At 68.7% G+C, this 22,861-nt stretch carries 22 protein-coding genes and 4 pseudogenes; 19 read left to right on the top strand and 7 right to left on the bottom strand.

Features of this window, described 5'->3' with window-relative positions:
* The 4 genes from J8403_RS00840 (at position 1) to J8403_RS00820 (ending at position 3,687) form a co-directional block, all read left to right on the top strand.
* A complete protein-coding gene (locus J8403_RS00840; RefSeq protein WP_211121355.1) occupies positions 1 to 990 on the top strand; it encodes an amidohydrolase family protein in 990 nt (329 codons plus the stop codon).
* Positions 991 to 1,015: 25 nt separating this feature from the next.
* Positions 1,016 to 1,348 (top strand): alpha/beta fold hydrolase, encoded by a 333-nt coding sequence (locus J8403_RS00835; protein WP_211121354.1) that lies wholly within the window; start codon positions 1,016 to 1,018, stop codon positions 1,346 to 1,348.
* 486 nt (positions 1,349 to 1,834) lie between these two features.
* Complete coding sequence (locus tag J8403_RS00825) at positions 1,835 to 2,710, top strand: dioxygenase family protein (RefSeq protein WP_211121352.1); 876 nt, start codon at positions 1,835 to 1,837, stop codon at positions 2,708 to 2,710.
* A gap of 146 nt (positions 2,711 to 2,856) precedes the next feature.
* Positions 2,857 to 3,687, top strand: coding sequence for a dioxygenase family protein (locus J8403_RS00820; RefSeq protein WP_281427984.1), 831 nt, complete (start codon positions 2,857 to 2,859; stop codon positions 3,685 to 3,687).
* Between the two features lie 11 nt (positions 3,688 to 3,698).
* Here the strand turns inward: J8403_RS00820 and J8403_RS00815 are convergent, their stop codons facing one another.
* Positions 3,699 to 4,439, bottom strand: a complete 741-nt coding sequence (locus J8403_RS00815) for an SDR family oxidoreductase (protein ID WP_211121351.1) — start codon at positions 4,437 to 4,439, stop codon at positions 3,699 to 3,701.
* Between the two features lie 220 nt (positions 4,440 to 4,659).
* Between J8403_RS00815 and J8403_RS00810 the strand changes: the two genes are divergently transcribed.
* On the top strand, positions 4,660 to 5,025 hold the full coding sequence (locus J8403_RS00810) for a MarR family winged helix-turn-helix transcriptional regulator (protein WP_211121350.1): 366 nt from the start codon (positions 4,660 to 4,662) through the stop codon (positions 5,023 to 5,025).
* A 253-nt stretch (positions 5,026 to 5,278) separates the two neighbouring features.
* On the opposite strand, the gene J8403_RS00805 is transcribed toward J8403_RS00810, so the two are convergent.
* Positions 5,279 to 6,334, bottom strand: a complete 1,056-nt coding sequence (locus tag J8403_RS00805; protein ID WP_211121349.1) for a GlxA family transcriptional regulator — start codon at positions 6,332 to 6,334, stop codon at positions 5,279 to 5,281.
* A gap of 70 nt (positions 6,335 to 6,404) precedes the next feature.
* On the opposite strand from J8403_RS00805, the gene J8403_RS00800 reads away from it, so the two are divergent.
* From J8403_RS00800 to J8403_RS00790, 3 genes and pseudogenes are all read left to right on the top strand, one after another.
* Positions 6,405 to 7,403 (top strand): NADP-dependent oxidoreductase, encoded by a 999-nt coding sequence (locus J8403_RS00800; RefSeq protein WP_211121348.1) that lies wholly within the window; start codon positions 6,405 to 6,407, stop codon positions 7,401 to 7,403.
* Positions 7,404 to 7,536: 133 nt separating this feature from the next.
* Positions 7,537 to 8,744, top strand: a pseudogene (locus J8403_RS00795) (IS1634 family transposase).
* 109 nt (positions 8,745 to 8,853) lie between these two features.
* Positions 8,854 to 9,120 (top strand): annotated as a pseudogene (locus J8403_RS00790) (transposase family protein); the annotation flags it as partial.
* A gap of 73 nt (positions 9,121 to 9,193) precedes the next feature.
* On the opposite strand, the gene J8403_RS00785 reads toward J8403_RS00790, so the two are convergent.
* Positions 9,194 to 9,910, bottom strand: a complete 717-nt coding sequence (locus J8403_RS00785; RefSeq protein WP_211121347.1) for a GntR family transcriptional regulator — start codon at positions 9,908 to 9,910, stop codon at positions 9,194 to 9,196.
* Positions 9,911 to 10,070: 160 nt separating this feature from the next.
* Here J8403_RS00785 and J8403_RS00780 point away from each other — a divergent pair, with 160 nt between their 5' ends.
* From J8403_RS00780 to J8403_RS00755, 6 genes and pseudogenes are all read left to right on the top strand, one after another.
* On the top strand, positions 10,071 to 10,646 hold the full coding sequence (locus tag J8403_RS00780) for an HD domain-containing protein (protein ID WP_211121346.1): 576 nt from the start codon (positions 10,071 to 10,073) through the stop codon (positions 10,644 to 10,646).
* Positions 10,643 to 11,749: an Ldh family oxidoreductase gene (locus J8403_RS00775; protein ID WP_211121345.1), complete on the top strand. Its 1,107-nt coding sequence runs from the start codon at positions 10,643 to 10,645 to the stop codon at positions 11,747 to 11,749. Before J8403_RS00780 ends, J8403_RS00775 begins: the two co-directional genes overlap by 4 nt.
* Position 11,750: 1 nt before the next feature.
* On the top strand, positions 11,751 to 13,088 hold the full coding sequence (locus J8403_RS00770) for an MFS transporter (protein ID WP_211121344.1): 1,338 nt from the start codon (positions 11,751 to 11,753) through the stop codon (positions 13,086 to 13,088).
* Positions 13,089 to 13,126: 38 nt separating this feature from the next.
* Complete coding sequence (rraA, locus tag J8403_RS00765; protein ID WP_246585619.1) at positions 13,127 to 13,609, top strand: ribonuclease E activity regulator RraA; 483 nt, start codon at positions 13,127 to 13,129, stop codon at positions 13,607 to 13,609.
* Positions 13,610 to 13,810: 201 nt separating this feature from the next.
* A pseudogene (locus tag J8403_RS00760) lies at positions 13,811 to 13,984 on the top strand (transposase domain-containing protein); the annotation flags it as partial.
* 96 nt (positions 13,985 to 14,080) lie between these two features.
* Entirely contained in the window at positions 14,081 to 14,323 is a 243-nt protein-coding gene (locus J8403_RS00755) for a hypothetical protein (protein WP_211121342.1), read from the top strand.
* Between the two features lie 44 nt (positions 14,324 to 14,367).
* On the opposite strand, the gene J8403_RS00750 is transcribed toward J8403_RS00755, so the two are convergent.
* Positions 14,368 to 14,817 (bottom strand): hypothetical protein, encoded by a 450-nt coding sequence (locus J8403_RS00750; RefSeq protein WP_211121341.1) that lies wholly within the window; start codon positions 14,815 to 14,817, stop codon positions 14,368 to 14,370.
* Between the two features lie 890 nt (positions 14,818 to 15,707).
* Between J8403_RS00750 and J8403_RS00745 the strand changes: the two genes are divergently transcribed.
* Both J8403_RS00745 and J8403_RS44675 read left to right on the top strand, forming a co-directional pair.
* Positions 15,708 to 16,316, top strand: a complete 609-nt coding sequence (locus J8403_RS00745) for an ALF repeat-containing protein (RefSeq protein WP_211121340.1) — start codon at positions 15,708 to 15,710, stop codon at positions 16,314 to 16,316.
* Positions 16,317 to 17,294: 978 nt separating this feature from the next.
* Positions 17,295 to 17,767: pseudogene (locus J8403_RS44675) on the top strand (transposase).
* A 77-nt stretch (positions 17,768 to 17,844) separates the two neighbouring features.
* On the opposite strand, the gene J8403_RS00735 reads toward J8403_RS44675, so the two are convergent.
* Positions 17,845 to 18,591 (bottom strand): phosphotransferase family protein, encoded by a 747-nt coding sequence (locus tag J8403_RS00735; RefSeq protein WP_211121339.1) that lies wholly within the window; start codon positions 18,589 to 18,591, stop codon positions 17,845 to 17,847.
* A 230-nt stretch (positions 18,592 to 18,821) separates the two neighbouring features.
* On the opposite strand from J8403_RS00735, the gene J8403_RS00730 reads away from it, so the two are divergent.
* Together J8403_RS00730 and J8403_RS00725 are read left to right on the top strand one after the other, a co-directional pair.
* The gene (locus J8403_RS00730; protein WP_211121338.1) at positions 18,822 to 19,004 is read left to right on the top strand and encodes a hypothetical protein; all 183 of its coding nucleotides are present in this window, start codon (positions 18,822 to 18,824) and stop codon (positions 19,002 to 19,004) included.
* A gap of 183 nt (positions 19,005 to 19,187) precedes the next feature.
* Positions 19,188 to 20,240: a fatty acid desaturase family protein gene (locus tag J8403_RS00725; RefSeq protein ID WP_211121337.1), complete on the top strand. Its 1,053-nt coding sequence runs from the start codon at positions 19,188 to 19,190 to the stop codon at positions 20,238 to 20,240.
* A 240-nt stretch (positions 20,241 to 20,480) separates the two neighbouring features.
* On the opposite strand, the gene J8403_RS00720 is transcribed toward J8403_RS00725, so the two are convergent.
* Both J8403_RS00720 and J8403_RS00715 read right to left on the bottom strand, forming a co-directional pair.
* Positions 20,481 to 20,888: a DUF2178 domain-containing protein gene (locus J8403_RS00720; protein WP_211121336.1), complete on the bottom strand. Its 408-nt coding sequence runs from the start codon at positions 20,886 to 20,888 to the stop codon at positions 20,481 to 20,483.
* Positions 20,878 to 21,069 (bottom strand): helix-turn-helix transcriptional regulator, encoded by a 192-nt coding sequence (locus tag J8403_RS00715; protein WP_211121335.1) that lies wholly within the window; start codon positions 21,067 to 21,069, stop codon positions 20,878 to 20,880. The genes J8403_RS00720 and J8403_RS00715 overlap by 11 nt, the downstream gene beginning before the upstream one ends.
* 517 nt (positions 21,070 to 21,586) lie before the next feature.
* Here J8403_RS00715 and J8403_RS00710 point away from each other — a divergent pair.
* Positions 21,587 to 22,621: a tellurite resistance/C4-dicarboxylate transporter family protein gene (locus J8403_RS00710; protein ID WP_246585618.1), complete on the top strand. Its 1,035-nt coding sequence runs from the start codon at positions 21,587 to 21,589 to the stop codon at positions 22,619 to 22,621.
* The last annotated feature ends 240 nt before the right edge of the window (positions 22,622 to 22,861 follow it).

Below are 22,861 nucleotides of genomic sequence, written 5' to 3'. Positions count from 1 at the left end.
ATGCGGCTCTACGGTCTTGAGGAGCACTTCGTCACCGCCGACGTGGTGGAGGCGTGGAAGCGGCGCGACCCCCGGCTCACTGAGCCGATGATGAGGTGGGCCGTCGCCAGTGACATCACGCCGGCGTTGCTGGACCTCGACAGCGAACGCATCGCCGCGATGGACGACGCCGGGATCGACGTATCGGTGCTGTCCCTCACGACGCCGGGGTTGCAGAACCTCGACACGGCGGAGGCGGTCGCCCTGCAGGCGCCCACGAACGACGCGATCGCCGCCGCCGTGCGCCGCCACCCCGGGCGCTTCCAGGGGTTCGCGGCGCTCGCCACATCCGCTCCGTCCGCCGCAGCCGCCGAACTGCAGCGCGCGGTCACCGAGCTGGGGCTCAACGGCACGCTGGTCAACGCGAACTCCGATGGCCGGGCTCTGGACGCGCCCGAATTCTGGGACATCTACGAGGCTGCCGAGGATCTGCGCGTACCCGTCTACCTGCACCCCAGCGTTCCGTTCCCGGCTGTCACCAAGGCCTACTACCGCGGTTTCGGCGCGCCGGTGGACGACATGCTGGCCACCGGCGCGTTCGGCTGGCACTACGACGCCGGGCTGACCGTGCTCCGGATGATCATCGCCGGCGTCTTCGACCGGTTCCCTGGGTTGCAGCTCGTCCTGGGGCACTGGGGCGAGGTCGTGCTGTTCTACCTCGACCGCATCGCGGCCATGGACAAGTTCACCGAGCTGCGGCGCCCGATCGCCGAGTACTTCCGTTCGAACATCTTCATCACCCCGGGCGGCATCTCCAGCCACAAGTACCTACGGTGGGGCCTGGAGACAGTGGGGATCGAACGGATCATGTACGCCTCCGACTACCCGTTCAACCGGGAGCGCGCCGGATCCGCGCAGCGCTTCCTGGAAACGGCGCCGATCGTGGAGGCCGACCGCGAGCGCATCGCCTACCGGAACTGGGAAGAGCTCATTGCCGGTATCCGGCGCTGACCATTCGTGCGGAAAGGGGTTTCGTGTGCCGGTTCTGCCTGGCCCGGATGGCTCGCTGTATTTCACCGATTCGAGCACGGGCGGGGACGCAGTCGTCTTCCTGCACCCCGCCTCGGGCTCCGCGGACAGCTGGGTGCACCAGGTCGGCGAGTTCGTCTCGGCCGGCTTCCGGGTTGTCACCTACGACCGCCGCGGCACGAGTCGCTCCCCAGCGGGGACGCTGTGGACCGCGTCGGCGATGTGGCAGACCTGCACCACCTACTGGACCGCCTCCGTGTGGACGCGGCACACCTGGTCGCCGCCGCGGGCGGTGGGCCGATCGCACTGGAGTACAGCCTCCTCCACCCAGAGCGCGTGACCTCGCTGGTGCTCAGCGGGACCGTCGGCGGGCTCGCCGACGCCGACTACCTCGAGGAGCAAGCCCGGTGCGTCACGCCTGAACTCGGCTCACTGCCCTGGCATCTTCGGAACTGTCGGCCGGATACCGCGCGCTTCACCCCGAAGGAGTCCGGCGGTGGGAGGCGGTTCGGGCCGCCGCGCACCAAGAGCGAGAATTCACCTTCGGGAGTGGGACACGCACGCCGATCACTTCTGCCCGGCTGGCCGGCTTCACCACGCCCCTCCTGCTGCTCGTCGGTGTGGCCGACCTGCTGATACCGCCAGCCCTCATGCGACAGCTCGCCCGACACCTGCCCAGCACGGAATTCCGTGTCCTCGACGAGGTCGGCCACGCGGCGTTCTGGGAAGCCCCGCCGGAGTGGAATGCCTCCGCGCTCGATTCCCTGACGCGTCATCGCGTCCGTCCGAACCGCACTGTCCCCGCACCGAAAAGGAGCCAACGCACGTGAGCGAGTCCCAGAGCCGGCTGCAGGTCGTTTTCGCCGATCTGCGCCGCGCCGTCGACGACGTCATCGTCAAACACCAGGTCACCCTTGAGGAGTTACTCACCACCATCGAATGGCTGCAGCAGGTCGCCGACGCCGGGGAACTGCCGTCCGCGAGCATTCTGTTCTACAAGACCGTCCTGAAAGGAACGGCGGGCGCGACCTACGCCCACCCGGAGAAGGACGGCGCGAGCCACTGGGAGATGGAAGGTCCCGCCCATCGCCCCGGCGCTCCCGTCCTGCACAGCCCCGCAGTGCTGCCCATGCGCCCCGACGAACCCGGCGAACCCCTCATCGTTTCCGGGACCGTGCGCACCACCACAGGCGACCCGCTGCCCGGAGCGGCCCTCGAGATCTGGCAGATCGACGCCAACAACGTCTATTCCGGCATGGACACCAGCGACTTCGAGCCGCTGAACATCCCCAACGACTCCACCGGCATCCCCGTCGACAACCTCCGCGCCCGAATCATCGCCGACGCCGAGGGCCGCTACGAGTTCCGCACGGTGATGCCCGGCACCGAAACCTTCGGCCTGGCCACGGACAGCCCGCTCGCCACGTTCACCCGGGCGTTGCGGCTTCAAGGCCTGCGCCCGCTGCACATCCACGCCATCGTCTCCGCCGACGGGTGCCTGCCGCTGACCACCCAGATCTACTTCGACGGCGACCCACTGGTCGCCGGCACCATCGAAGGCAACGTCCCCGCCGACGCGGTCAAGACGACCACCCGCCACGACGACCACCGCGCTCGCGGCCTCGACCGGCCTTACCGCACCCTCACCTACGACTTCGTCCTGCGCCCCACGGCCAAAGCCGCCGCCGTCACTCCTCAGTGAACGACGCGGAGCCGGCACACGCAGCGGACGCGACGAGCGCCCGCGCCGACCCCGCCGGCTCGAAACACAAGTCCGTCTCCCCGGAATACCCAGCGAGGACACGTATGAATGCTGCTGCCGATACCGCGGCCGCCTACGACCGGTTCATGATCGAGCAGGCTCCCGCCAGTCGCGGGCAGCGTCCCTGGACGCCGGCCGATGGTCCGATGCCCGCGCTGTACCTCAGCCATGGCTCTCCGGCGCTGTTCGAGGACGCGTTGTGGATGAGCGAGCTGTTCGGCTGGTCCCAGGCACTGCCCAAGCCGACAGCGATCCTGATCGTCAGCGCGCACTGGGAATCGGCGCCGCTCAGCCTCTCGGCGACGGGCCCGGGCACGCCGTTGGTCTACGACTTCGGGGGCTTCGCCCAGCGCTACTTCCAGATGACCTACGAGACACCGGACGCCGGCGCACTGGCCGCCAGGGTCGCGGCCTCAATGCCGGACAGCGAACCGGTCCACCAACACGCCGGCCGCGGCCTGGACCACGGCGCGTGGGTTCCGTTGAAGACCATGTACCCCTACGGCGACGTCCCGGTCCTGCAGATGTCCCTGCCCACCCACGACCCCGCCCGGCTGATGGACATCGGCCGTCGGCTGCAGGGCCTGCGGGAGGAAGGCGTGCTCGTGGCCGGGTCGGGCTACATGACGCACGGGGTTCCCTTTCTCACCCGGGACCAGTTCGTGCACAACGTCGTGCCGTCCTGGTCCGCCGACTTCGACGCCTGGGCGGCCGACGCCCTCACCCGTGGCGACGTCGACACCTTGGCCAACTACCGCAGCCTCGCTCCCGCAGTGTACTTCGCGCACCCCACCGTCGAGCACTACACGCCGATGTTCGTCACCCTCGGAGCCGCGACCGATGCCGAAGCACCCGTACGGACGACGATCGAAGGCTACCGGTTCGGCCTGTCCAAGCGATCCTTCCAAGTCGCTTGATGCCGGTGCGGCTATGCCGCTCCGAGCGATGCGAGGGCTTCTTCGGCCTGGGTCTGGTTCAGCAGCTGCACCAGCCGGCCGGGCTGCGTCGAAGCGGAAGCCGCGACGGCGACCGCACCGATCTGCGCGGCCGTGACCCGGGCGGGGTCGCCGGCTTCGGCGAAGCGGGTGGCTACGGGACCGAGTTCGAGCAGGAACACGCGCTTGGCGCCCTGGAGCTCGGCGGCGACCACCTGGTGCATCATCTGGAGCGCGGTCTGCTCCATGCTGACCAGGCCACTCCCGGGGATCGGAACGTAAGCGGACTCGCCGACGACTATGGAGTACGCGCCCCGCGGTGTCATCCGGGGCAGGGCCGCGCGCAGCACGGCCATGTGTGCGGTCGCCAGGTCCACGAAAGCGCTCTGCCAGTCCGCCTCGTCGATCTCCCAGAGCCGCTTGCCGTACCACCAACCGCCGATCGGGGCGACGACGTCGTCCACGCCCCCGATCCGGTCGACCATGGTCTCCACGAGCGTCTCGGCGCCCGGGAAGCTCGTGTAGTCGTGCGCGAAGAGGTGCAGGCGCTCGGTCGCTGCCTCGCCGAGCAGGGCACGGAACTCCTCAGCCCGCTCATGGCTCCGCGTGGGCACCACCACCTGTGCGCCGGCGGCGAGATAGGAGCGCACCGCACCTTCTCCCACCCCTCCGGTGCCACCGGGGATCAGGACTCGCCGACCGGAGATGTCGGGAAGAGAGACGTTGTCGGGCATCACAGTGCTCCTTCGACCAGTCGGAGCCGGCGGCTATCCCGCCAAGCTCCTCACGTTGGGACTTCCAACGTTGGCTTGGCCAACGTAGCACTTATGTGTTGGGTTGGCCAACGTTTATAGTGGGGACATGGCTGACGCGGACGAAGACCTCCAACCACCGGCACGACTGCGTGCACTCATGAGTTGGCAGGCGAACAAGGTCTCCACGATCGGGGCTCGTATGACAGCGAGGTACATGCCCCTGACGGCGCGCTCCGACTTCGCCGTCCTCGCCGCGCTGGAGGAGTACGGCGCGCTCAGCCAGGCCGACCTCGGCAGGCGGCTGGGCCTGGACCGCAACGACGTCAGCGGCATCGTGACCCGGCTCCAGGCCGGCGGCCACATCGACCGTCGGACCGACCCCGCCAATCGGCGCCGGAACCTCGTCACCATCAACCAGGCCGGTATGCGCTACCTCGAGCAGATCCAGATCAACGCCGACAAGGCCCAGGCCGAACTGCTGTCAGGTCTGGAAGCGGACGAGCGCCGCCAGCTCCATGCGCTCCTGGCGAAGATCCTCAAGGCGCACAAACCGGAACCTGCGTAGCACGCCTGCGGCGCGGAGAGCGGTCGCGGACGCCGATGACCTGGTGCAGGACAGCAGGCCGACGAAAGTGACCGGCCAGGCATCCCGGTCCAGGACCGGCCGCTGGTGATGGGTGCGGCCGGAGAAGGCCGGGATCGGGGCGACCTCAGCCAGGTGTGCGAACGCGCCCTCGGAGCGCATGCGCTCGGGGGTGCCCCCTGCCTGGACGAAGGTAGATCCACTTCGCCAGGACCCGATCTCATGGCTCGCCGTCTCACCGACGAGAGGCGCGGAAGGTGCGCCGGTACGCCGACGGCGCCACCCCCGCCTCCGCCGCCAGGTGCCGCCGCAGCGAGGTGGCGGTGGCGAAGCCGACCTCGTGGGCGACCCGTTCCACCGGCAGATCGCTGGACTCCAGCAGATGCCGCGCCCGCCGCAGCCGCTGCTGGGTCAGCCAGCGGCCGGGGCTCAGACCGGTCTCCTCCCGGAAGCGCCGGGCGAAGGTGCGGGTGCTCATCGCCGCGTGCGCGGCCAGGTCGTCCAGCGACAGAGGAAGTTCCAGGCGCCGCAGCGCCCAGTCGCGGGTCGGCCCGGTGCCGGTTTCGCTCGCCGGCGGCAGCGGCCGCTCGATGTACTGCGCCTGCCCGCCGTCCCGGTAGGGCGGCACGACACAGCAGCGGGCGACGTGGTTGGCCACCTCGCTGCCGTGGTCCCGGCGCACCAGGTGCAGGCAGACGTCGATACCGCTCGCCGCCCCCGCGGAGGTCAGCACGTCACCGTGGTCGATGAAGAGCACATCGGCGTCGAGCTCGACGCGGGGGAACAGCTCCTGGAATTGGCCGGTGAGCGCCCAGTGGGTGGTGGCCCGGCGCCCGTCCAGGAGACCGGCGGCGGCCAGCAGGAAGGCGCCGGTGCAGATGGACACCAGCCGGGTGCCGGGGCGGACACGGGCCAGGGCGGCCAGGGCCCGCGGATCCGGGGCGGCGGCCGAGGCGCGGGTGATCGCGTACGGAGGGATGACCACGGTGTCCGCCTCGGCCAGCACCTCGGGACCGTGGCCGGGGGTGACGGTCAGATCCGCGTCGGTGCGCACGGGCCGCCCGTCCACGCTCGCGGACAGCACCTCGTAACGGCCGTCGGCGGAGCCCAGGACCCGGTGCGGAATGCCGAGTTCGAAGGGGTAGACGCCGTCGAGGGCGAGGACGACGACCTTGTGGGCGCCAGGCCGCGGGTCCGGGTCCGGCTCGGCCGCGCTGTCGGCGAGGTCACGGGCCCAGGAGGGCGCAGCGGACGCGCCACGGGCGTCGGGAACAGCAGGGTCGACAGGCATGGCATGAATGTATCGGAAGCTGACCTTCTTGCCATCGCCCGGGGTCGGACCGTACGGCCAGGATCGAGGCATGACTTCTACAGACACCGCTGAGAACCTCAATTCCCCGGACCCTGCTGCCCCGGACGGTGCCCCCGTAATGCTCGCCCTGCACCAGACGGTCCTCGGCGGCCCTGAGGTTCTGCATCTGACCGAGCTTCCGCGGCCCACGCCCGGCCTTGGGGAGATCCTCGTCGCCGTGCACGCGGCCGGATTCAACCCCACGGACTCCATGCACCGCGCTCTGAGTCTCTTCCTGCCGCCCCCGCCGCTGACCCTCGGCTGGGACGTCTCCGGCACCGTGGTGGAAACCGGCCACGGCGTCACCCTCTTCAAGCCCGGTGACGAGGTGTTCGGCATGCTCCCTTATCCGTACGGGGCGGGCTCCCACGCCGAGTACGTGACCGGCCCCGCCCGCGCCTTCGCCACCAAGCCCGCCGGGATCGACCACGTCCAGGCGGCCGCTCTGCCGCTGGCCGCGCTCACCGCCTGGCAGGCCCTCGTCGACACCGCGGACCTCCGGCCCGGGCAGCGGGTGCTGATCCACGCCGCGGCCGGCGGTGTCGGCCATCTCGCCGTACAGCTCGCCAAGGAGCGCGGCGCGCACGTCACCGGGACGGCGAGCGCCCCCAAGCACGACTTCCTGCGCGAACTCGGCGCGGATGCCTGCATCGATCACCGCTCCGAGGACTTCACCGACACCGACGAGCGCTACGACGTCGTCCTCGACGCCCTCGGCGGGGAGAACGCCATCCGTTCCGTGAGCGTGCTCCGCCCCGGCGGCGTCCTCGTCACCCTGCTGCCGGGCGCCGAAGACACCCGGGTTGTCGCGGAGAAGGCACAGGTCCGCGCCGTCCACCTGGCCGTTGAACACGACCATGCCGGGATGCGCGCCATCGCCGAGCTCGTCGAGCGGGGCAGGCTCCGCGCCCACGTCTCCGGCACCTTCCCGCTCGCCGAGGGCGCCCGGGCCCACGTCCTGGGGGAGACCGGCCGCACCACGGGCAAGCTGGTCATCACCGTGCGCTGAGGCGGAATGGCCCGGGGGCCGTCCCGGCCGGCGGCACAGGACGGCCGTCCGCCGGAGGCGAGGGGAAGCCGCACGGTGAACGAGGCACTTCAACGAGTGGGACCCGGCCGCGGGGCAGTCCCGTACGAAGGTCGTGTACTCCTTCGGCCGCGAGGACCAGCTCGACCGGGCCGCGATCTCCCGCCTGGTCACCGCCTTGTCCCGGCTGCTGGACCCCGCTGCCGCGCTGACGGCAACCGCCGACGTCGAGCTCGCCCTCACCGGGTCCAGCCCGGTCGGCGGCGTGCACTTCTGGACGGCCTGTGGCGCCGGCTCGGCCTGGACGCCGTGATGCGACGCCAACTGACCGGCCGCCGCCTGGATCCCCGGGTCGAGCGCGTGCTGTTCGCCCTGGTCGCCAACCGCGCTCTGGACAGCTCCAGCAAGCTCGCCGCCACCGACTGGATCGCGAACGACGTCCACATCGACGGCCTGGACCAGATCAACGACGAGGCCTGCTACCGCGCGATGGACTGGCTGCTGGAGATGGAGCCCGCCCTGGCGAAGGAGGCGTACTTCCAGGTCACCGACCTGCTGAACCTCGAGGTAGACCTGATCTTCTTCGACACGACCTCGACGTACTTCGAGACCGAGGACGCCGACGAACCCGTCGACCGGGACCAGGACGGCAAGGCGCTGCCCGAGGACGCCGATCCCGTCCTGGTCGCCAGGCAGGGCGGGTTCCGCGCCTTCGGCAAGTCCAAGGACTCCCGCGAGGACCTGCCGCAGGTCGTGGTCGGCATGGCCGTCACCCGCGACGGAATCCCGGTGCGGGTGTGGTCCTGGCCCGGCAACCACCTGGCCGGACGGTTGTCCACCGAAGCGGGCCTGAAGCGTTTCTTGCGCACCACCCCCGGCGGGCTCCTGCGCGTCGACAAGAAGAAGATCGCCGCAGAGGAGAAGCTCGACGGCAAGTACCTCCTGTGGTCCTCCGACCCGGACTTGAGTGCCGAGGACATCGCCCTGGGGTACAAGCAGCTTCTTGAAGTGGAACGAGGCTGGAGGGACATGAAGCAACTTCTCGACCTCCGCCCGGTCTACCACCGCCGAGAAGACCGCATCCGCGCCCACATCCTGCTGTGCTGGCTCGCCCTGCTGCTGATCCGCGTGGCCGAGAACGCCACCGGCACCACCTGGCCCCGCCTGCGCACCGAACTCCAGCGCCTGCACGCGGTCACCTACACCGGCCCGGCCGGCACCTTCCGACAGTCCACCGACCTCACCAAGCCCCAGCGCGGCAGCTATACCGCCCTGGGCCTCACCCCGCCCAGGAAGGTCATCGACCTCACCCCAGGCCGCTGACCAGGCACTATCCCCACCCCTAGTGACACGCCAACCCAGCGTGTCCATCGGCGTTTCCGCAGCTCAACCCGCGTTTTCTCGCACTGGACCCAGCCTTCAACTGTGGAACCCGGGCCTGACCGATCTCGGCTATGAGAACGCCGGAGACGGCTTCCGTCACCCGGTCAAGAAGCCCAAGGGCGGTGAACTCGGAGACTGCGACAAGGCGTTCAACGCCGTGATCCGGGGCATCCACGCGGTCGCCGAACGCGCCAACGCCCTGCTGAAGGTCACCTTCAAGGCCCTGCGCAGGGTCAGCCTCGACCCCGCGGCCATAACCCGGATCGCCCGAGCCACCCTCGTCCTGCTCCAGCTCGAACACGGTCGCACCGCCTGAACGCGGATCACAAAAAGTCACGAGACGTTACCGAGAAGGGTTCACTCATCGGCGTCGATCCCCGGACGCGGTCTTATGGTGCGTCGACCGCGGGCCAGTTCTTCTCGATCACCTGCAACGCCTTGGTCATGATCGATCCGCCGACCGCGACAGCCAGGTCGGCGTCGCGGTCCTCGTAGGCCTCGACGAGCCGGGAGTAGTCCCGAAACGAAATCTCGGTACGGCCAGGCACCGCAAGGCCGAACCGCCGCAGACGATACGTACGCAGACCGAGCGACTCGATGAGCGGTCCGACTGATCTATTGGGGCAGATCTCGGCTTCGATCCACCGAAAGTCGACGGTGCCGTAGAAGTAGTCAAGTGCGTCGCCGGTGTGCACGGCGAGCTTCATCCTGCGCAAGGGCGCGTGGAGGCGAGCGATCGCCTCATCGGGTGCTGCCTGCACGATGCTTCGGCTGATAACGGCGTAGAGACTTGCCCGGATCTGGTAGATGTCTCGGATCTCGGGCAGCGTCAAGGAGGCGACCCGTGGACGCCGCCGAGGCTCGATGGCTACGAGTCCTTCACGCTGAAGCAGACCGAGGGCTTGGCGTACCGGCGTCCGACTTGTCTTGAACCGCTGGCCCACCTCGACCGAGGTGAGCGGGTAGTTGGCAGGCAACGTGCCCTCGATGATCTCGGTCGCGAGCACCGTGACCATGCGGCGGACGAGGGCCCCCTGTCCCTCGAGACCCATGGCTCGGGACAGCGCTTGGGTGATGAACGTCGGCTCTTCCGCCGCCTCAGTCATGTCGGGCTCCCTCATGCGCCTAACCCTAGAGGTTCGTGCCGGTGTTAGCTGCTGGCGCTCGCCACTGGGGGTAAGTGGCGCCAGTATGACTCTTGACCGAACCAACCTCCCCAATTTAGCCTCCGGTTGGTCGCAAAGTGGCGCCAGATTGGGAGAAGAGATGACGAACAACGCCGATGTGGGGATCGAGAGGATCCGGGAACTCCTCCCCGAGATCTCACGGATCGAGGAGGCGAAGCTCTCCGATGCGGTCGCACGGATCTGGCTGCGGGCCTGGAGGTCAAGTGCCTGGGAGGAGCTGGCCTCCGTGCCGAAGAGCGTGGACCTTCCCGCGAAGCGGACCCTGGTGACGCACACCAGTGCTGTGGCGCGGATCGCCGGCCACATGGTCGACGTACTGGCCCCGGCCCACGGGCTGACCATCAGCAAGGACCGGACCCTGGCGATCGCCCTGCTGCATGACGTCTCGAAGGTCGCCGAGTTCGAGCAGTCACCGAGCGGAGCGCGGGCCTCCCGCGCCGGGCGGCTGTACCAGCACGGGTTCCTCGGGGCTCACTGGATGGAGGACGAAGGACTCGATGAGGAGTTGGTCCACGGCGTGCTCGCCCACACGCCCGTGTCTGCGGTGGTTCCCCAAACGCACGAGGCCGTGATCGTTCATTACGCGGATTTCGCCGACTCGGACGTTCAGTTGCTCGATGCCGGGCAGCGACTGTTCTGCAAGAGGCGGGCATGAGCGCCGAGGCCGGCTCGCGCCGGTTGCGCGCGGGCGCCCTGATCTGCTTCGCACGCAGCGCCTTCGAATGCGTCGGAATGCGGTCCGCCGATGCGCAGATCATGGCCGCTTCGCTGGTCGAGGCCGATGTCATGGGGGTGCGTACGCACGGTCTCAACCGTCTTGAGTCCTACCTCGGTCAGCTCCGGGCGGGGCAGGTCGAGGTCCGCCCCATTGAAGCGACCGTCAAGGAGGGGCCCGCTTCTGTGCTGACCGATGCCGGTGGTGGGTTCGGGGCGCCCGTCGGTATCCGCACGGTCGAGGCACTGATGTCGAAGGCCCGGTTCTGTGGGGTGGCACTCGGCGCTGTGCGCACGGTCGCCCACTTCGGGGCAGCCGGGTTCTACACCCGTCACGCCGCCCGATCGGGCTTCCTCGCCGTCGCAGCGAGCAGCTCGTCCGCGTCGGTGGTGCCCTTCGGCGGTCGCGGTCCACGCATCGGGAACAGCCCGATCTCCTTCGCCACCCCTGGCGTCGAGCATCCCGAGCTCGTGATGGACATGGCACTGTCAACCACATCGCGCGGGCGCATCAAGCTGGCGGCCGATAAGGGGGAGGACCTTCCAGAAGGATGGGCCGTCGACTCCTCGGGGGCGCCGACGACCGATCCCGAGGCAGCGCTTGCCGGTGGGGTCCTGCCCAGCGGCGGCCATAAGGGGTCCGCACTCTCCCTGATGGTCGAGATGCTCGCCTCGGGCCTCGCCGGAGCAAACCTCACACAGCAGATCAACCACGCCGGGTTCACTAGCGCGGCCGGCCGAGAAGCATCCAGCATCCTCGACGTGACCGTCGGCAACTTCTACCTCGTCATCGACGCCGACCTCTTCGGCGACGGCACCGGAGTCCGCGAGCGCGCCACTGCCATCGCGAACTACGTCCGCGCCAGCGAGCCGGCGCTCCACGTCGACCAGGTCCTCGCGCCCGGCGACATCGAGGCCGCGAGGGCGGAGCAAGCGTCGCACGAGGGCGTGTCACTCAGCGAACCAACCCTCCAGTCGCTGGCACGAGTTGCCGACCAACTCGGGATCGACTTCCACCCGGGTGACCCCAGAGTGGAGGAGTGAGATGTCCACAACAGCTCCTGCAGCACGTGGTAACCGATGGAAGACCATCGCCGCCGCATCCATCGGCAACTTCGCCGAGTGGTATGACTGGGGCATCTACGGCGTGGTCGCGACGCTCCTCGCCAAGGAGTTCTTCCCGAGCGGCAACGACGCACTGGCGCTGATCAGCGTCTATGCGCTCTTTGCGATCTCTTATCTGACGCGTCCGCTGGGGGCCGCGATCTTCGGTCACATCGGGGATTCGATCGGCAGGCGTCGCGCAATGGCGGGCACGATCACCATCACCTGCGGATCGACCGCTCTGATCGGTTGCATCCCCTCTTACCACGCCATCGGGATCGCCGCCCCGATCCTCCTCCTTCTCATCCGGCTCGCCCAGTCGCTCGGTACCGGCGGTGAACACTCCACATCGACCTCGCTGGTCTACGAGAGCACCGAGGACGGCCGGAAGGCCAGGGCGGTCGCGCTGCTCGCCGCCGGCACGTTCCTCGGCCTGCTCGCCGGGTCACTGCTCGCCACAGGACTGTCGGCGATGCTCTCCGAGCACGCCTTCGAGGCGTGGGGCTGGCGTGTGCTGTTCTGGCTGTCCCTGCCGATGGGCGGGATCGGGCTGTACATGCGTCGACACACCGATGAGGGAGAGGAATTCACACAGGCCAAACGGCGACAGGGCGCAACCACCCAGGCACCGACAGCTCCGCTGGTCGAGGCCCTCCGCACGCATTGGGCCCGAATGCTCCTCTTCATGGGATACCTCGGGACCTGGACGATCGTCTCCGCCGTCCTGACCTCCTACCTCGCCACCTTCCTCCAGAAGAACGACGCGCTCTCCTCGACACAGGTCTACGCCGCAAACACATTCGCATCCGTCGTGGTGATCATCTGCGCCCTGCTCTTCGCCCCCCTCACCGACAGGATCGGCCTGCGCAACGCCTCGGTCCTCGCCAGCATCCTGGTCGCAGTCCTCGTGCTGCCCGGCTTCCTGCTCGCCCACCGCGGGGTCATCTGGGCATTCACGGGCGCCGGACTCCTCGGCGCGAGCAAGGGAGTCCTCTCCGTCCCCTCACGTCTGGCGGTCAGCCAGATCTTCCCGGCCAATATCCGTGCCACAGCCGGCGGCCTGTCGTACAACACCGCGACATCACTCCTCGGCGGCACTGCCCCGCTTCTTGCCGTCGCTCTCAACGACGCCTTCGGATCCAGCCTGGTCTTCTGCTCCTACGTCATCTTCGCGGCACTGGTAACGCTCGCCATCTCACTGACGTCGGTCCGGCACTGGACCGCGGAGTCGGAGCAAGCTCCCAACGAGGCAAGCAGCGACACCCCTGCCCCGGTGTGACCGACTGGCCGATGTTCCCCACCAAATGGAGGACACCCTTGACCACCCCGAGTACATCAGACCTCTACGACACGTACGGTGATCAACTGCAAAGCTGCGACCTGCAGATGCGCCAGTTCGGCGGCACGACACACTTCAGCGGGGAGATCGCGACCTTCCGCTCCGAGGAGGACAATCTGATCCTCAAGTCCATTCTCGCCGAACCCGGCCACGGCCGCGTCATCGTCATCGATACCCGCGGATCACTGAGGGTCGCCATGCTGGGCGACAACATGGCCGCCGTCGCAGCCAGGAACGGCTGGGCCGGAATCATCGTGAACGGCTCCATCCGCGACGTCGCCGCCCTCCGAACTTTGCCCATCGGTATCAAGGCGCTCGGCAGCAACCCACGACGCAGCCGCAAAGAAGGCACCGGAGAGCGCGACATCCCCCTCACCTTCGGAGGAGTCACCTTTGTACCAGGCCAACGACTGGTCAGCGACGAAGACGGAATCGTCATCCTCCCAGCGGGCGAGGTATAGCAAGCGCAAAAACCGTAGAAGAGCAACCGGCCAGCCGCGGCGTCTCTGGTCAACGGCCTAAAGGCCAAGGCCATGAAGTTATGGGTCTGGGCGTGGCCGCAAGTGGGGTCTGATCTGGAAGAACGCCGGACGCGAGAAGCGGAGCCCCGGTAGAACTGGCTGGTCCGCCAAGACAAGCCGTTCACAGCGCCGGAGGCTCCGCTGTCAGGTCAATGTGTCATCAGCCGCGAGATCGCGGTAGCCGAGGGTGTCTTCGCTCCAGGACATCTGGGCGAGTTGACGCAGATCGTGCCGTTCGAGATGGTCGACGAGGTACTCATCGAGTGCGGTGCTACCCAGCAGCGGCTACGGAAACTGCCCGCCCGGGTGGTGGTCCCGGACACGTAGGCGGCCTTCGTCTGATCCTGTGCTCCGTCACAGAGTGGATCAGCGCGGAGGCCGTGGCCTGAACCCACGAAGGTGAGCTGCCGCGTGACCCTCAACCAAGATCGAGAACAAGTTCACAGCTTGTCGTTCTGCAAGATCCACGGCCGTGTGCTGCCCGTGGCCCCGATCGAGCTGGCGGAGCTTCTCCTCGGCGTCGGCCAGGCTGACCTGGAGACTTTCGACCTCGCCGAGCCGGCCTTCCGTCTCGGCTTCGGCGATTCGGGCGATCAAGTTGTCGCGGATCTCGGCAACCCGTGCCCGGGGGGACGAGCCAGGTCGCAGGAGTGAGCATCTGACACAAGCTTCTCTGAACTAGCGCTGGCGGGTGCGGATCACGTCTCGTCGGACCCGATTGCGGCGTTCAGCGCGCGTAGGGCGTCATCGTATTGGTGACGGTCGAACTGGAACGGACCGAATGCCTTGTAGTCGCGAGTCTTGCGATGGGGTTGCTCGAAGGAGTCCCAGATCACGAGGTCGGCTGTCATGGTGATGCGGGTCATGAGCGGCCAGCACCCCCACTCGCCGCATTCACAACCGAGCACGGGTGTCTTCGGCCCCATCGCGTTGGTGGACCGTCCGAGGAAGTGGTCCTGCATCGGGCCGAACCGGAAGAACTGCGGGATCAGACCACCGTAGGCGTCGCCTCCGGGCTGCATCCCGGCAGCGATCTCGAAACTGTCGATCAGCTCGGTGAGTGGCGCTCCGTCGATGCGGGGGAGGATCACGAGCACGCCGCTGTCGCCACGTTGCTGGCAGTCGAACCGGATCTCATTGCTGGTCATCCACTGATTGTCTCAGCGCAGCTGTTCCCTCCTCCCGGATGGGTTGGGCTGGGGATATGCGTGGCATACCGATGTTGATCGCCGTGCCTCCGGGAGTTCGTCGGCCCATTTGAGCGAGCTTGTCTTCGGCGCCAGCCAGGCTGACCCGGAGTCCTTCGACTTGGCCGAGCCAGCCTTCGTGCTCCGCCTCGGCGGTGCGGGCGACGAGGTTGTCGCGGATCTCCTCCAACCGGCCGCGTTGGGCCGGGTCCGGCCGGAGGAGCGAGCAACGAATGCAAGCGTGTTCACGAACACAAGGGCTTGAAAAGGCACGAGCGCAGGTGCCAATGAGACCTTGCGCTTCTCGAAGTGTGCGACGAAAGCGTCCCATTCCTCCTCGGTGGGGGTTCGATACTCATCGCTTGATCGTTCGGTTGTCATGGGAGGGGTGGGGAGGGGATGGCGGTGTTGATGAGGACGGTGGCGATGGTGGCGGCGGTGGCCGAAGGATTGGAGGTCGGTGTCCTGGATGCGGTCTGTGGTGGCCGGCCCGGTTTTCCCGGCTGGTGGGGGCGGCGGTTCTGGTGGTGTTGCCGGGTCTGGGTGGGGGTCTGATGTGCGTTTATGGGAGGTGCGTTCGGCGTCTTCAGCCCGCGGGCGGGGGTGGCTGTTGAGGTGGTCGGCTTTTGGTGTGGTGGCGGGGGGTGTTCGTGATGTGGATCGCGGTGTGCTCGGGCAGGGATGTCGGTGGGGCCGGTGGCTCTTTTCGGACTGGAGTGGTCGGCGCATCGTGTGGCGGGGCGGGGCCTGGTCCGCCGGCTGTTTTCCGGAGTGACGGATTTCTGGTGCGGTTTTGGCGTGGATGGGTGATCATCGGCTTACTTGATGTTCGATCACGGAGGCGTTCCTTCATGAGACCGATGCGTGCCGCTCTGTTCGTCACGGCAACCGCCCTGGCACCGGCCCTTCTGTTCACCGTCCCGGCGTTTGCCACCGGTTCGGCGGCCCCGTCCACCACTACTACTACTGCGGTGGCGGTGGTGTCCGGGACGCCGGTGGAGGAGATGTCGGAGGGTGAACTGCGTGCCGCGATCGCGGTGATCCTGGCGGATGAGGACAGCGGCCGGGGAGTCGTCCGTGAGGCGAATGAGGCCCTCAACGGCACGGTGGAGGACATGCGGGCCTTTTTGGAGACCGGCTACCGGCTGGCTCAGGCCGAGGACGACCGGGTCGCCATCGCCCGTATCCTCCATGGGGCCACGCAGAACCACGACAAGCGGGTGATCGAGGAGGCCAACGAGCTCCTCGACAGCGGTTCTCCGGAGGAGATGCGCGCCTGGCTGGAGACGGGCTATCGGCTGGCCCAGGCCGAGGACGACGCCGTCTATATAGCGCGCATGCTCACGGACCCGAACATCAGTGATGCCCTCCGCGCCGCTGTCAACGCAGCCCTGGACGACGGTTCCCCGGAGGCCCTGCGTTACTTCCGTGAGGTGGGGCAGTACGAGGTGGACGGCTAGGCCGGGCCGGGGGTGCGCTGCCGCCCGGGGCGTTCTGCGGTAACCGGGTCAATCGGCCACCGGGTCGATGACGCGGTGGCGTCCGCCGGAGCGGTGGGTCACCACGGTGACCGGCGCGGCCGGTGGGCCCGGTGAGGTTAGCCCTGGACCTGCGGGCGTGGTCGTGGCGAGGGTCTGCGGCGCGCCCCGGGGGTTTCCATGGCCGTGGCGCGCATGGCGTGGACGTCGGTGGTGAGTTGGCGCGGGCTGTCGCAGCGCTTTGTCGGGTGGGTCGGGCAGCCCTATCGTGCCGTTCGCGCGTCGGCGCTGATGGCGTGCGGGGGTGGGGGAGTGTTCCCGCGGATTCGAGCGCGATGGTGGTGTGCTGCAGCACGTCAGCCCGCCCACCTTCGTCCTCGTTCTCGTCGTTGTCGTGGAGGCGGCCGGCGGACACCACGGTGACGTCGGCTGCCTGGGCGGGGACTGGTCCCGATGGGTGTTCCCTCCGCAGCAGTGTTCGCGCGCCTTCCCTCGGTGCCGCGCACGGTGGTCTGCCGCGGTGGCCGGGCCTCGCGGGGGCTGTGGGCGCGGATACCGAGGAGGCCGAACGACCCGTGGAAGGCGGTCAAGAAGCCCCTTCCTCCAGGTGCTGCACGTAGTCGTCTCCGCTCGTCTCGGTGTCCGTCCCGGCGCCCGGAGCCCGGGCGTGCGCCTGTCCCTGCGCCCGGGCCTGTGCCTGTACGCGTGTTCGTGTTCGTGCCGGTGGTCGTGTCTGTCCGGCCGGTGCGGTTTCGCTGGGCGTTCTGGCGCTTCCTGGCGGGTCTGCGTAAGAGGCCGGGGCATGGCCCGGCCTGTCCGGCGCATGAGGCCGCCCTCCGCGTCGCCGCTCCCTGCCGCAACGGGCCTTACGACTCCGGACAGGAGGAGGGCTCTGGACCTTGGGGGGTGATGGGGTGCCAGTTCTCGTTGGTGCTGGCTGAAGGGGGCGAGCCAGTGGAGATGTGGAAGACCGTTGCCGGGCCGTGGGAGATCGACGAGGAGTTGTGGGCGCGCGTCGAGCCGCTGCTGCCGGTGGTCCGGCGCAATCCGCGGCGTCCCGGGTCGGCGGTGTTGGGGAGTCGCAAGGTGGTGTGCGGGATTGTGTTCGTGCTCTGCACCGGGTTCCGCGGGGAGTTTGTGCCTCAGGAGCTCGGGCTTGGGCTCGGGGATGACCTGCTGGGATGGCTGTGGGACTGGAAGGAGGCCGGGGTCCGTTCCAGATCACCCCGCGCCTCGCCCGGTGCGGCACCGGGCACGGCTGCGGCCTGGGCGTGTTCCGCTGGGTCGTGGAAGGAGCGATCGCGCTGCTGCACTGGTTCCGCCGCCTGCGGACCCGTTGGGAGATCCGCGACGACATCCACCACGCGTTGGTCACCCTCGGCTGCGCCGTCATCTGCCGGCAACGACTCCGCACCGCGCTTTGCTGGGAGTAAGAGCAGGCGATGCGCCGCAAAGGGGTGACCTGTTCGATGCATCGGAGCGTACCCACAACGGTCGGGCCCGTGCAGCCTCACATGCGGGATTTCAGCACGTCGACCTCGCAGCCCGGCGCGAAGGGGTCGAAGCCGTGTTCGATCAGCCAGCGAACCCCTAGCAGGCTTCGCAAGGACCACCACGCGTGGATCACGTCGAGGTCGACGTCGGTGCCATAGCCGGCGATGACGTCGTCGAGGTGCTCCTCGTGTCCGAGTGTGAAGGTGGCGAGGTCGTAGAGGGCGTCACCCTGGCCCGCTTCGGACCAGTCGATGATGCCGGTGACCTCGTCGCTGTCGACGAAGACGTGCGCGATCTGCAGGTCGCCGTGTGTGAACGCGGGAGTCCACGGCCGGAGCGCGGCCTGGGCGATCTGGCGGTTGCGGGTGACCAGGTCGGCGGGCAGGACGCGGTTCGTCACGAGCCGCTCGCATTCGTCGTCGAGTTCGGCCGCCAGCGCGACGATGCTCCGTCCGGCCCGGCCGGGCCGGGGCGGCAGGGGCGCGTCGTGCAGTTTCCGGATGGCTGCGCCCGCCGCGGCCCACGCCGCCGGCGCCCCGCTCGACGGCCCACCGAGGCGCCCGAGCGGTGTCCCTGGGAGCGCGGTGATCGCGAGCACGGGCGGCTTGCGCCACAGGACCTGCGGGGTCGGGACCGGTGCGAGAGACATCGCCTCGACCTCGACGTCGATGCGCGCCTGATCGGCGTCCACCTTCAGGAACACGTCGCCGACGCGCAGGGTCGCGCGCTCGGAATGGGCGACGACGACTTTCACCTCGTTCATGGGCGCCCAGTATCCCGGGGATGACCGTCGACGTCGCCGGGTTTATCGCGTGCGGTGACGCGGCCGGGCCGCGTCCCGCTGCCCGGCGGCCTCGTGCACGACACCGACCTCTGACCAGGTCAAGCCCACCACTGTTGTGAGGAGTCCTTCCTCCATGGCGCGGTTCAGACTCAACGGGGTGGCTGGCTCAAGGGGGGTAGCCGGCTCGTGGGGGTGGCTGGCTCGATGGGGTGGCCGACACGGTCGTGGCCGGTGGCGGCCGGCGCACTTTGACCACGGCCGTGTCCCGCTTCACCTCGGCCGTGTCCCGCTTCACCGCGGCCGTGTCCCGCACCACCGGCACGGCGGCCGGCGCCCCGGCGGTGATCACGGTGCGCCGCCGCAGGAGCGGTTCCTCCAGAACGCCGGCGTGACCCGGTCCTTCCGGTGTGGTGGCTGCCCGGAGGCCGGGTGGGGGTGTCGCTGGCCCCCTTCAGGGTGTTGGGGCTAGCCCCCGGTGTGGCCGGGGTGTTGACGCCATGGCGCCCCATGACCCCCGGTCCGTACGTTTGAGCAGGTCACAGCCTTGCCGTCCGATTCACTGACCGGAGTCCTTCATGTCTCAGACCGTCGCGCCGTCTGTGTCGACCGCACCCGGTGGCGCCACCGCGCGGCAGGGGAGTGAGTTCACCCCCCTGCTGCGGAAAGTCAAAAGACAGGGTCTGCTGGAGCGCCGCAGGGGCTGGTACGCGCGGATGATCACCGGGAACCTCCTCGCCCTGGCCGCCGTGGTGACCGGGCTCGTCCTGGCCCAGGACACCTGGTGGACGCTGCTGCTGGCTGTGCCGCTGGCCGTCTGGTCCGCCCGCACCGCCTACATCGGCCACGACGCCGGGCACGCCCAGATCGCCGCCGGCCGCCGGGCGCACCGCGTCATCGGGCTCCTGCACGGCAATCTGCTGCTGGGCATGAGTTACGCGTGGTGGAACGACAAGCACAACCGGCACCACGCCAACCCCAACCACATCGACAAGGACCCCGACGTCGGCGCCGGCGCACTGGTGTGGACCGCTCAGCAGGCGGCTGTGCGCCGCGGATTCGCCCGCTGGGTCACCCGCCACCAGGCCTGGCTGTTCTTCCCGATGCTGCTGCTGGAAGGCATCGCCCTGAAGGTGAGCAGTGTGAAGGACCTGCGGCGGCAGCCGCTGCGCGAACGGGCCATCGAGGGCGCGCTGCTGGCGCTCCACACGGCCGGTTACGGCGCCCTGCTGCTGACCTGCCTGCCGGTGGGCAAGGCCGTCGTGTTCGCACTCCTCCATCAGGCGCTGTTCGGGCTCCACCTGGGCATGGCCTTCGCGCCCAACCACAAGGGCATGGAGATGCCCGATCCGGCGGGGGAGCGGTGGGGCCATCTGCGCCGCCAGGTTCTCACTTCGCGCAACGTGCGAGGCGGGCCGGTCACCGACTGGCTCCTGGGCGGGCTGAACTACCAGATCGAGCACCACCTCTTCCCGAACATGCCCAGGCCTCACCTCAGGCTCGTACAGCCTCTGGTCCGGGAACACTGCCGCAGCCTCGGCCTCCCGTACGCCGAGACCGGACTGCTCGACTCCTACCGGCAAGGTCTGCGGCACATGCACACGGTCGGCCGTGCGGCCCGCCCCGAATGAGAGCGCCGACGGCCGCGGGGCCACGGAGCCACTCCGGGCGCGTGGCGGTCAGTGTCTTCTGGCGGGCAGATCAGGACATCGACGTGCGGTGGGCGGTGAGCGGCGGTAGGTCATGGCCGCGGCGCCGGATCGTCGTTCGCGTGCGCGTTGCCGCCCGCGCGGATCCGGTGCCGCGGCAGTCCGGCACCGCCTCCACGAGCACCGCGGTGGCCGCCACCGTCCAGGGCGTCCGCGGGCGGGTCAGCCGCGGCGCGAGAAGTAGATGGTGGCGAGGATGTAGGTCACGGCGCCTGCCCCGCACAGCACATCCCAGGGGTGGCCGCTGTGTCCGCGGATCAGTTCGGTCACGAAGCCGGCCAGGAGCACCAGCACCAGGACGTTCAGCGTGAACGTGGACGCGCGCTGGTTGATGGCTCGACGGCGCTCGTCCGTTTGCTGGCCGCGCAGCAGCGCGGCGGGCTCCGATCGGCGCGATGCCATGACGAGGATCAGCACATAGGCAGCCATGGTGGCGAAGCCGCCGGCAGCCATTCCGGGTTCGTGCCGGGCCAGGAAGATCGCGATGAAGACGACGCCCATGGCCAGCCCCACGGCTGGAACGGCCCAGCGCTGGCCGCGGGTGGTCTCTGGCTTGTGGTCAGTCGACATGAAAGATCTCCTCCACCGTCTTACCGAAGTACCGGGCCATACGGATCGCCAGGGGCAGAGAGGGGTCATAGCGAGACTGTTCGATGGCGTTGATCGTCTGCCGGGAAACGCCCAGCGCCCGCCCCAGCTCCTGCTGGGAGAGCCCCATGACGGTGCGCAGCTGGCGTACCTCGTTCCGCATGTATGGAAAGTAGGCTTTACATCCGAGGGTGTCAAGCGACCTTTACATGCGGGAGGCGAAGGAACTGCGCGAGGTTGTCTCCGACCCCCTCAGCCTGTCCGCGCTGCTCGGTCCCCGTCCATCGGGCCGATCGCCGCGTGCTCGTCCGCGACTCCTGCTTCAGCGGGCGCGCCGTGCGCACCTTGGCGGGACTGTAAGAGGTTCGGCGTGACTCCTGATCATGGAAAACGCTCCAGGACCGTGCTGACGGACGTGGGGCCGGGTGGAGATGTCCGTGCCCTGCGACCGGGACCCGGAGTCCGGGACGCGTTCGGGGTGAGACTTCAGGCCACGGTGGCCCGTTCCCGCGGCCGGCCCGGGCCTCCTCGGCTATCGGAACGGTCTGCGCTGGTTCAAGCGCGTACTAAGCAGGCCCAGGGAGTGTCTTGGGGAACCGGTGGCCGACGAAGTCCCTGCGAGCCGTTCCGCCCGTCCGGGCCACTGCACCGGGGTTCCGGTGTGGTGGCAGCCTGCTGGTGTGTTGCGGACGACGAACGGGGTGGGGGCGCGTAACCTGCCGCCCGGTGCCTTCGCCCCGGTGATGGCGACCGGAATCGTGTCCCAGGGGCTCGCGGCAGTGGGCGCGCGAGGGTTGTCGGAAGCCCTGCTGGCCGTGGCCGTGGTGCTCTACGGCGGGCTGCTGGCGAAGCTGGTGTGGCGGGTGGTGCGCTTTCCGCGTGAGGTGGCCGCCGACCTGCGAGATCCCGCGCGGCTCTTCGGCTTCTTCACCTTCGTGGCCGGCTCCGATGTGCTCGCCGTTCGGCTGGCGGCGGGGCCTGCGCGAGTGGCCGCGCCGGCTCTGCCGGTGCTGGCCGCGCCCGCCGCCGTCTTCCTGCTCGGGTGTGTGGGGCTCCTGGTGCGCCGGCTCGGTGCGGGCGGGATGGTGCGGCGCGTGGACGGGGCCTGGTTCCTGTGCGTCGTGGGGGTCCAGTCCGCCGTCCTGGCCGTGGCGGCGCTGGCGCCCGGCCGCGCACGGCCGGTCGAAGCGCTCGGCTGGGTGGCCGGGGTGCTGCTGTACGCGGCGGTGGCCACCGTGGTCGCCTGCCGGCTGACGCGGTTCGGGTTAGGGCCCCGGGAGCTGTCGCCGCCCTACTGGATCACGATGGGGGCCTGCGCGATCAGTCTGCTGGCCGGTGCCCGGCTGGTGCACCAGGGGCTTGGCACCCCGCATCTCGGGGCGGCGATCCGCGTCGTCCTCATCGCCCTGTGGGGCTGGGCCACCTGCCTGCTGCCCCCGCTGCTGGCCGCCGGAATCTGGCGGCATCTGCTGCACCGGGTGCCCCTGAGATACGAGCCGTCCTGGTGGACCATCGTCTTCCCCACGGGCATGTACGCCGTGTCCACCGCCGCCCTCGGCGAGGCTGAGGGGATCCACCGTCTGGTACTCCTCGGGCATCTCGGGGTCTGGGTGGCTCTGGGGGCGTGGTCGCTGGTCGCTGCCGTGCTGGTGCCGACGCGATGGCATCGGTCGACGACAGCGGATTCAAGCCAGAAGCCGGGTCAAGAAAGGTGAAAGTTCGATCGGCGGACGTTCTTCACTGAAGTGGTGCCCTCTCCCCATTTGCCTACCAGGCAAAAGTGACACCTTGTCAAGTCCCGTTCATCTCGCCGCCTTGCTTCGCGCACGCGTCCCTCACAGGAAAGGCAAACCGCAAGGAAAAACCGATTCAGGCGATGCTAAACGACTAAAAGGGGTCATACGGCACGGCTGATGCGCGAGTGATGCTGTCGCGCGACACGCAATCAGGCCCCG

The organism is Streptomyces yatensis, from assembly GCF_018069625.1.
Classification (GTDB): domain Bacteria; phylum Actinomycetota; class Actinomycetes; order Streptomycetales; family Streptomycetaceae; genus Streptomyces; species Streptomyces yatensis.
Note: the sequence above shows the minus strand (reverse complement) of the source record. Positions and strands in the feature narration are given on the sequence as shown.

Coding starts and splice junctions, on each gene's coding strand:
- J8403_RS00840 (WP_211121355.1), top strand. CDS start 1: ATGCGGCTCTACGGTCTTGAGGAGCACTTCGTCACCGCCGACGTGGTG.
- J8403_RS00820 (WP_281427984.1), top strand. CDS start 2,857: ATGATCGAGCAGGCTCCCGCCAGTCGCGGGCAGCGTCCCTGGACGCCG.
- J8403_RS00815 (WP_211121351.1), bottom strand. CDS start 4,439: ATGCCCGACAACGTCTCTCTTCCCGACATCTCCGGTCGGCGAGTCCTG.
- J8403_RS00810 (WP_211121350.1), top strand. CDS start 4,660: ATGACAGCGAGGTACATGCCCCTGACGGCGCGCTCCGACTTCGCCGTC.
- J8403_RS00805 (WP_211121349.1), bottom strand. CDS start 6,334: ATGCCTGTCGACCCTGCTGTTCCCGACGCCCGTGGCGCGTCCGCTGCG.
- J8403_RS00800 (WP_211121348.1), top strand. CDS start 6,405: ATGACTTCTACAGACACCGCTGAGAACCTCAATTCCCCGGACCCTGCT.
- J8403_RS00785 (WP_211121347.1), bottom strand. CDS start 9,910: ATGACTGAGGCGGCGGAAGAGCCGACGTTCATCACCCAAGCGCTGTCC.
- J8403_RS00780 (WP_211121346.1), top strand. CDS start 10,071: ATGACGAACAACGCCGATGTGGGGATCGAGAGGATCCGGGAACTCCTC.
- J8403_RS00775 (WP_211121345.1), top strand. CDS start 10,643: ATGAGCGCCGAGGCCGGCTCGCGCCGGTTGCGCGCGGGCGCCCTGATC.
- J8403_RS00770 (WP_211121344.1), top strand. CDS start 11,751: ATGTCCACAACAGCTCCTGCAGCACGTGGTAACCGATGGAAGACCATC.
- J8403_RS00750 (WP_211121341.1), bottom strand. CDS start 14,817: ATGACCAGCAATGAGATCCGGTTCGACTGCCAGCAACGTGGCGACAGC.
- J8403_RS00745 (WP_211121340.1), top strand. CDS start 15,708: ATGAGACCGATGCGTGCCGCTCTGTTCGTCACGGCAACCGCCCTGGCA.
- J8403_RS00735 (WP_211121339.1), bottom strand. CDS start 18,591: ATGAACGAGGTGAAAGTCGTCGTCGCCCATTCCGAGCGCGCGACCCTG.
- J8403_RS00725 (WP_211121337.1), top strand. CDS start 19,188: ATGTCTCAGACCGTCGCGCCGTCTGTGTCGACCGCACCCGGTGGCGCC.
- J8403_RS00720 (WP_211121336.1), bottom strand. CDS start 20,888: ATGTCGACTGACCACAAGCCAGAGACCACCCGCGGCCAGCGCTGGGCC.
- J8403_RS00715 (WP_211121335.1), bottom strand. CDS start 21,069: ATGCGGAACGAGGTACGCCAGCTGCGCACCGTCATGGGGCTCTCCCAG.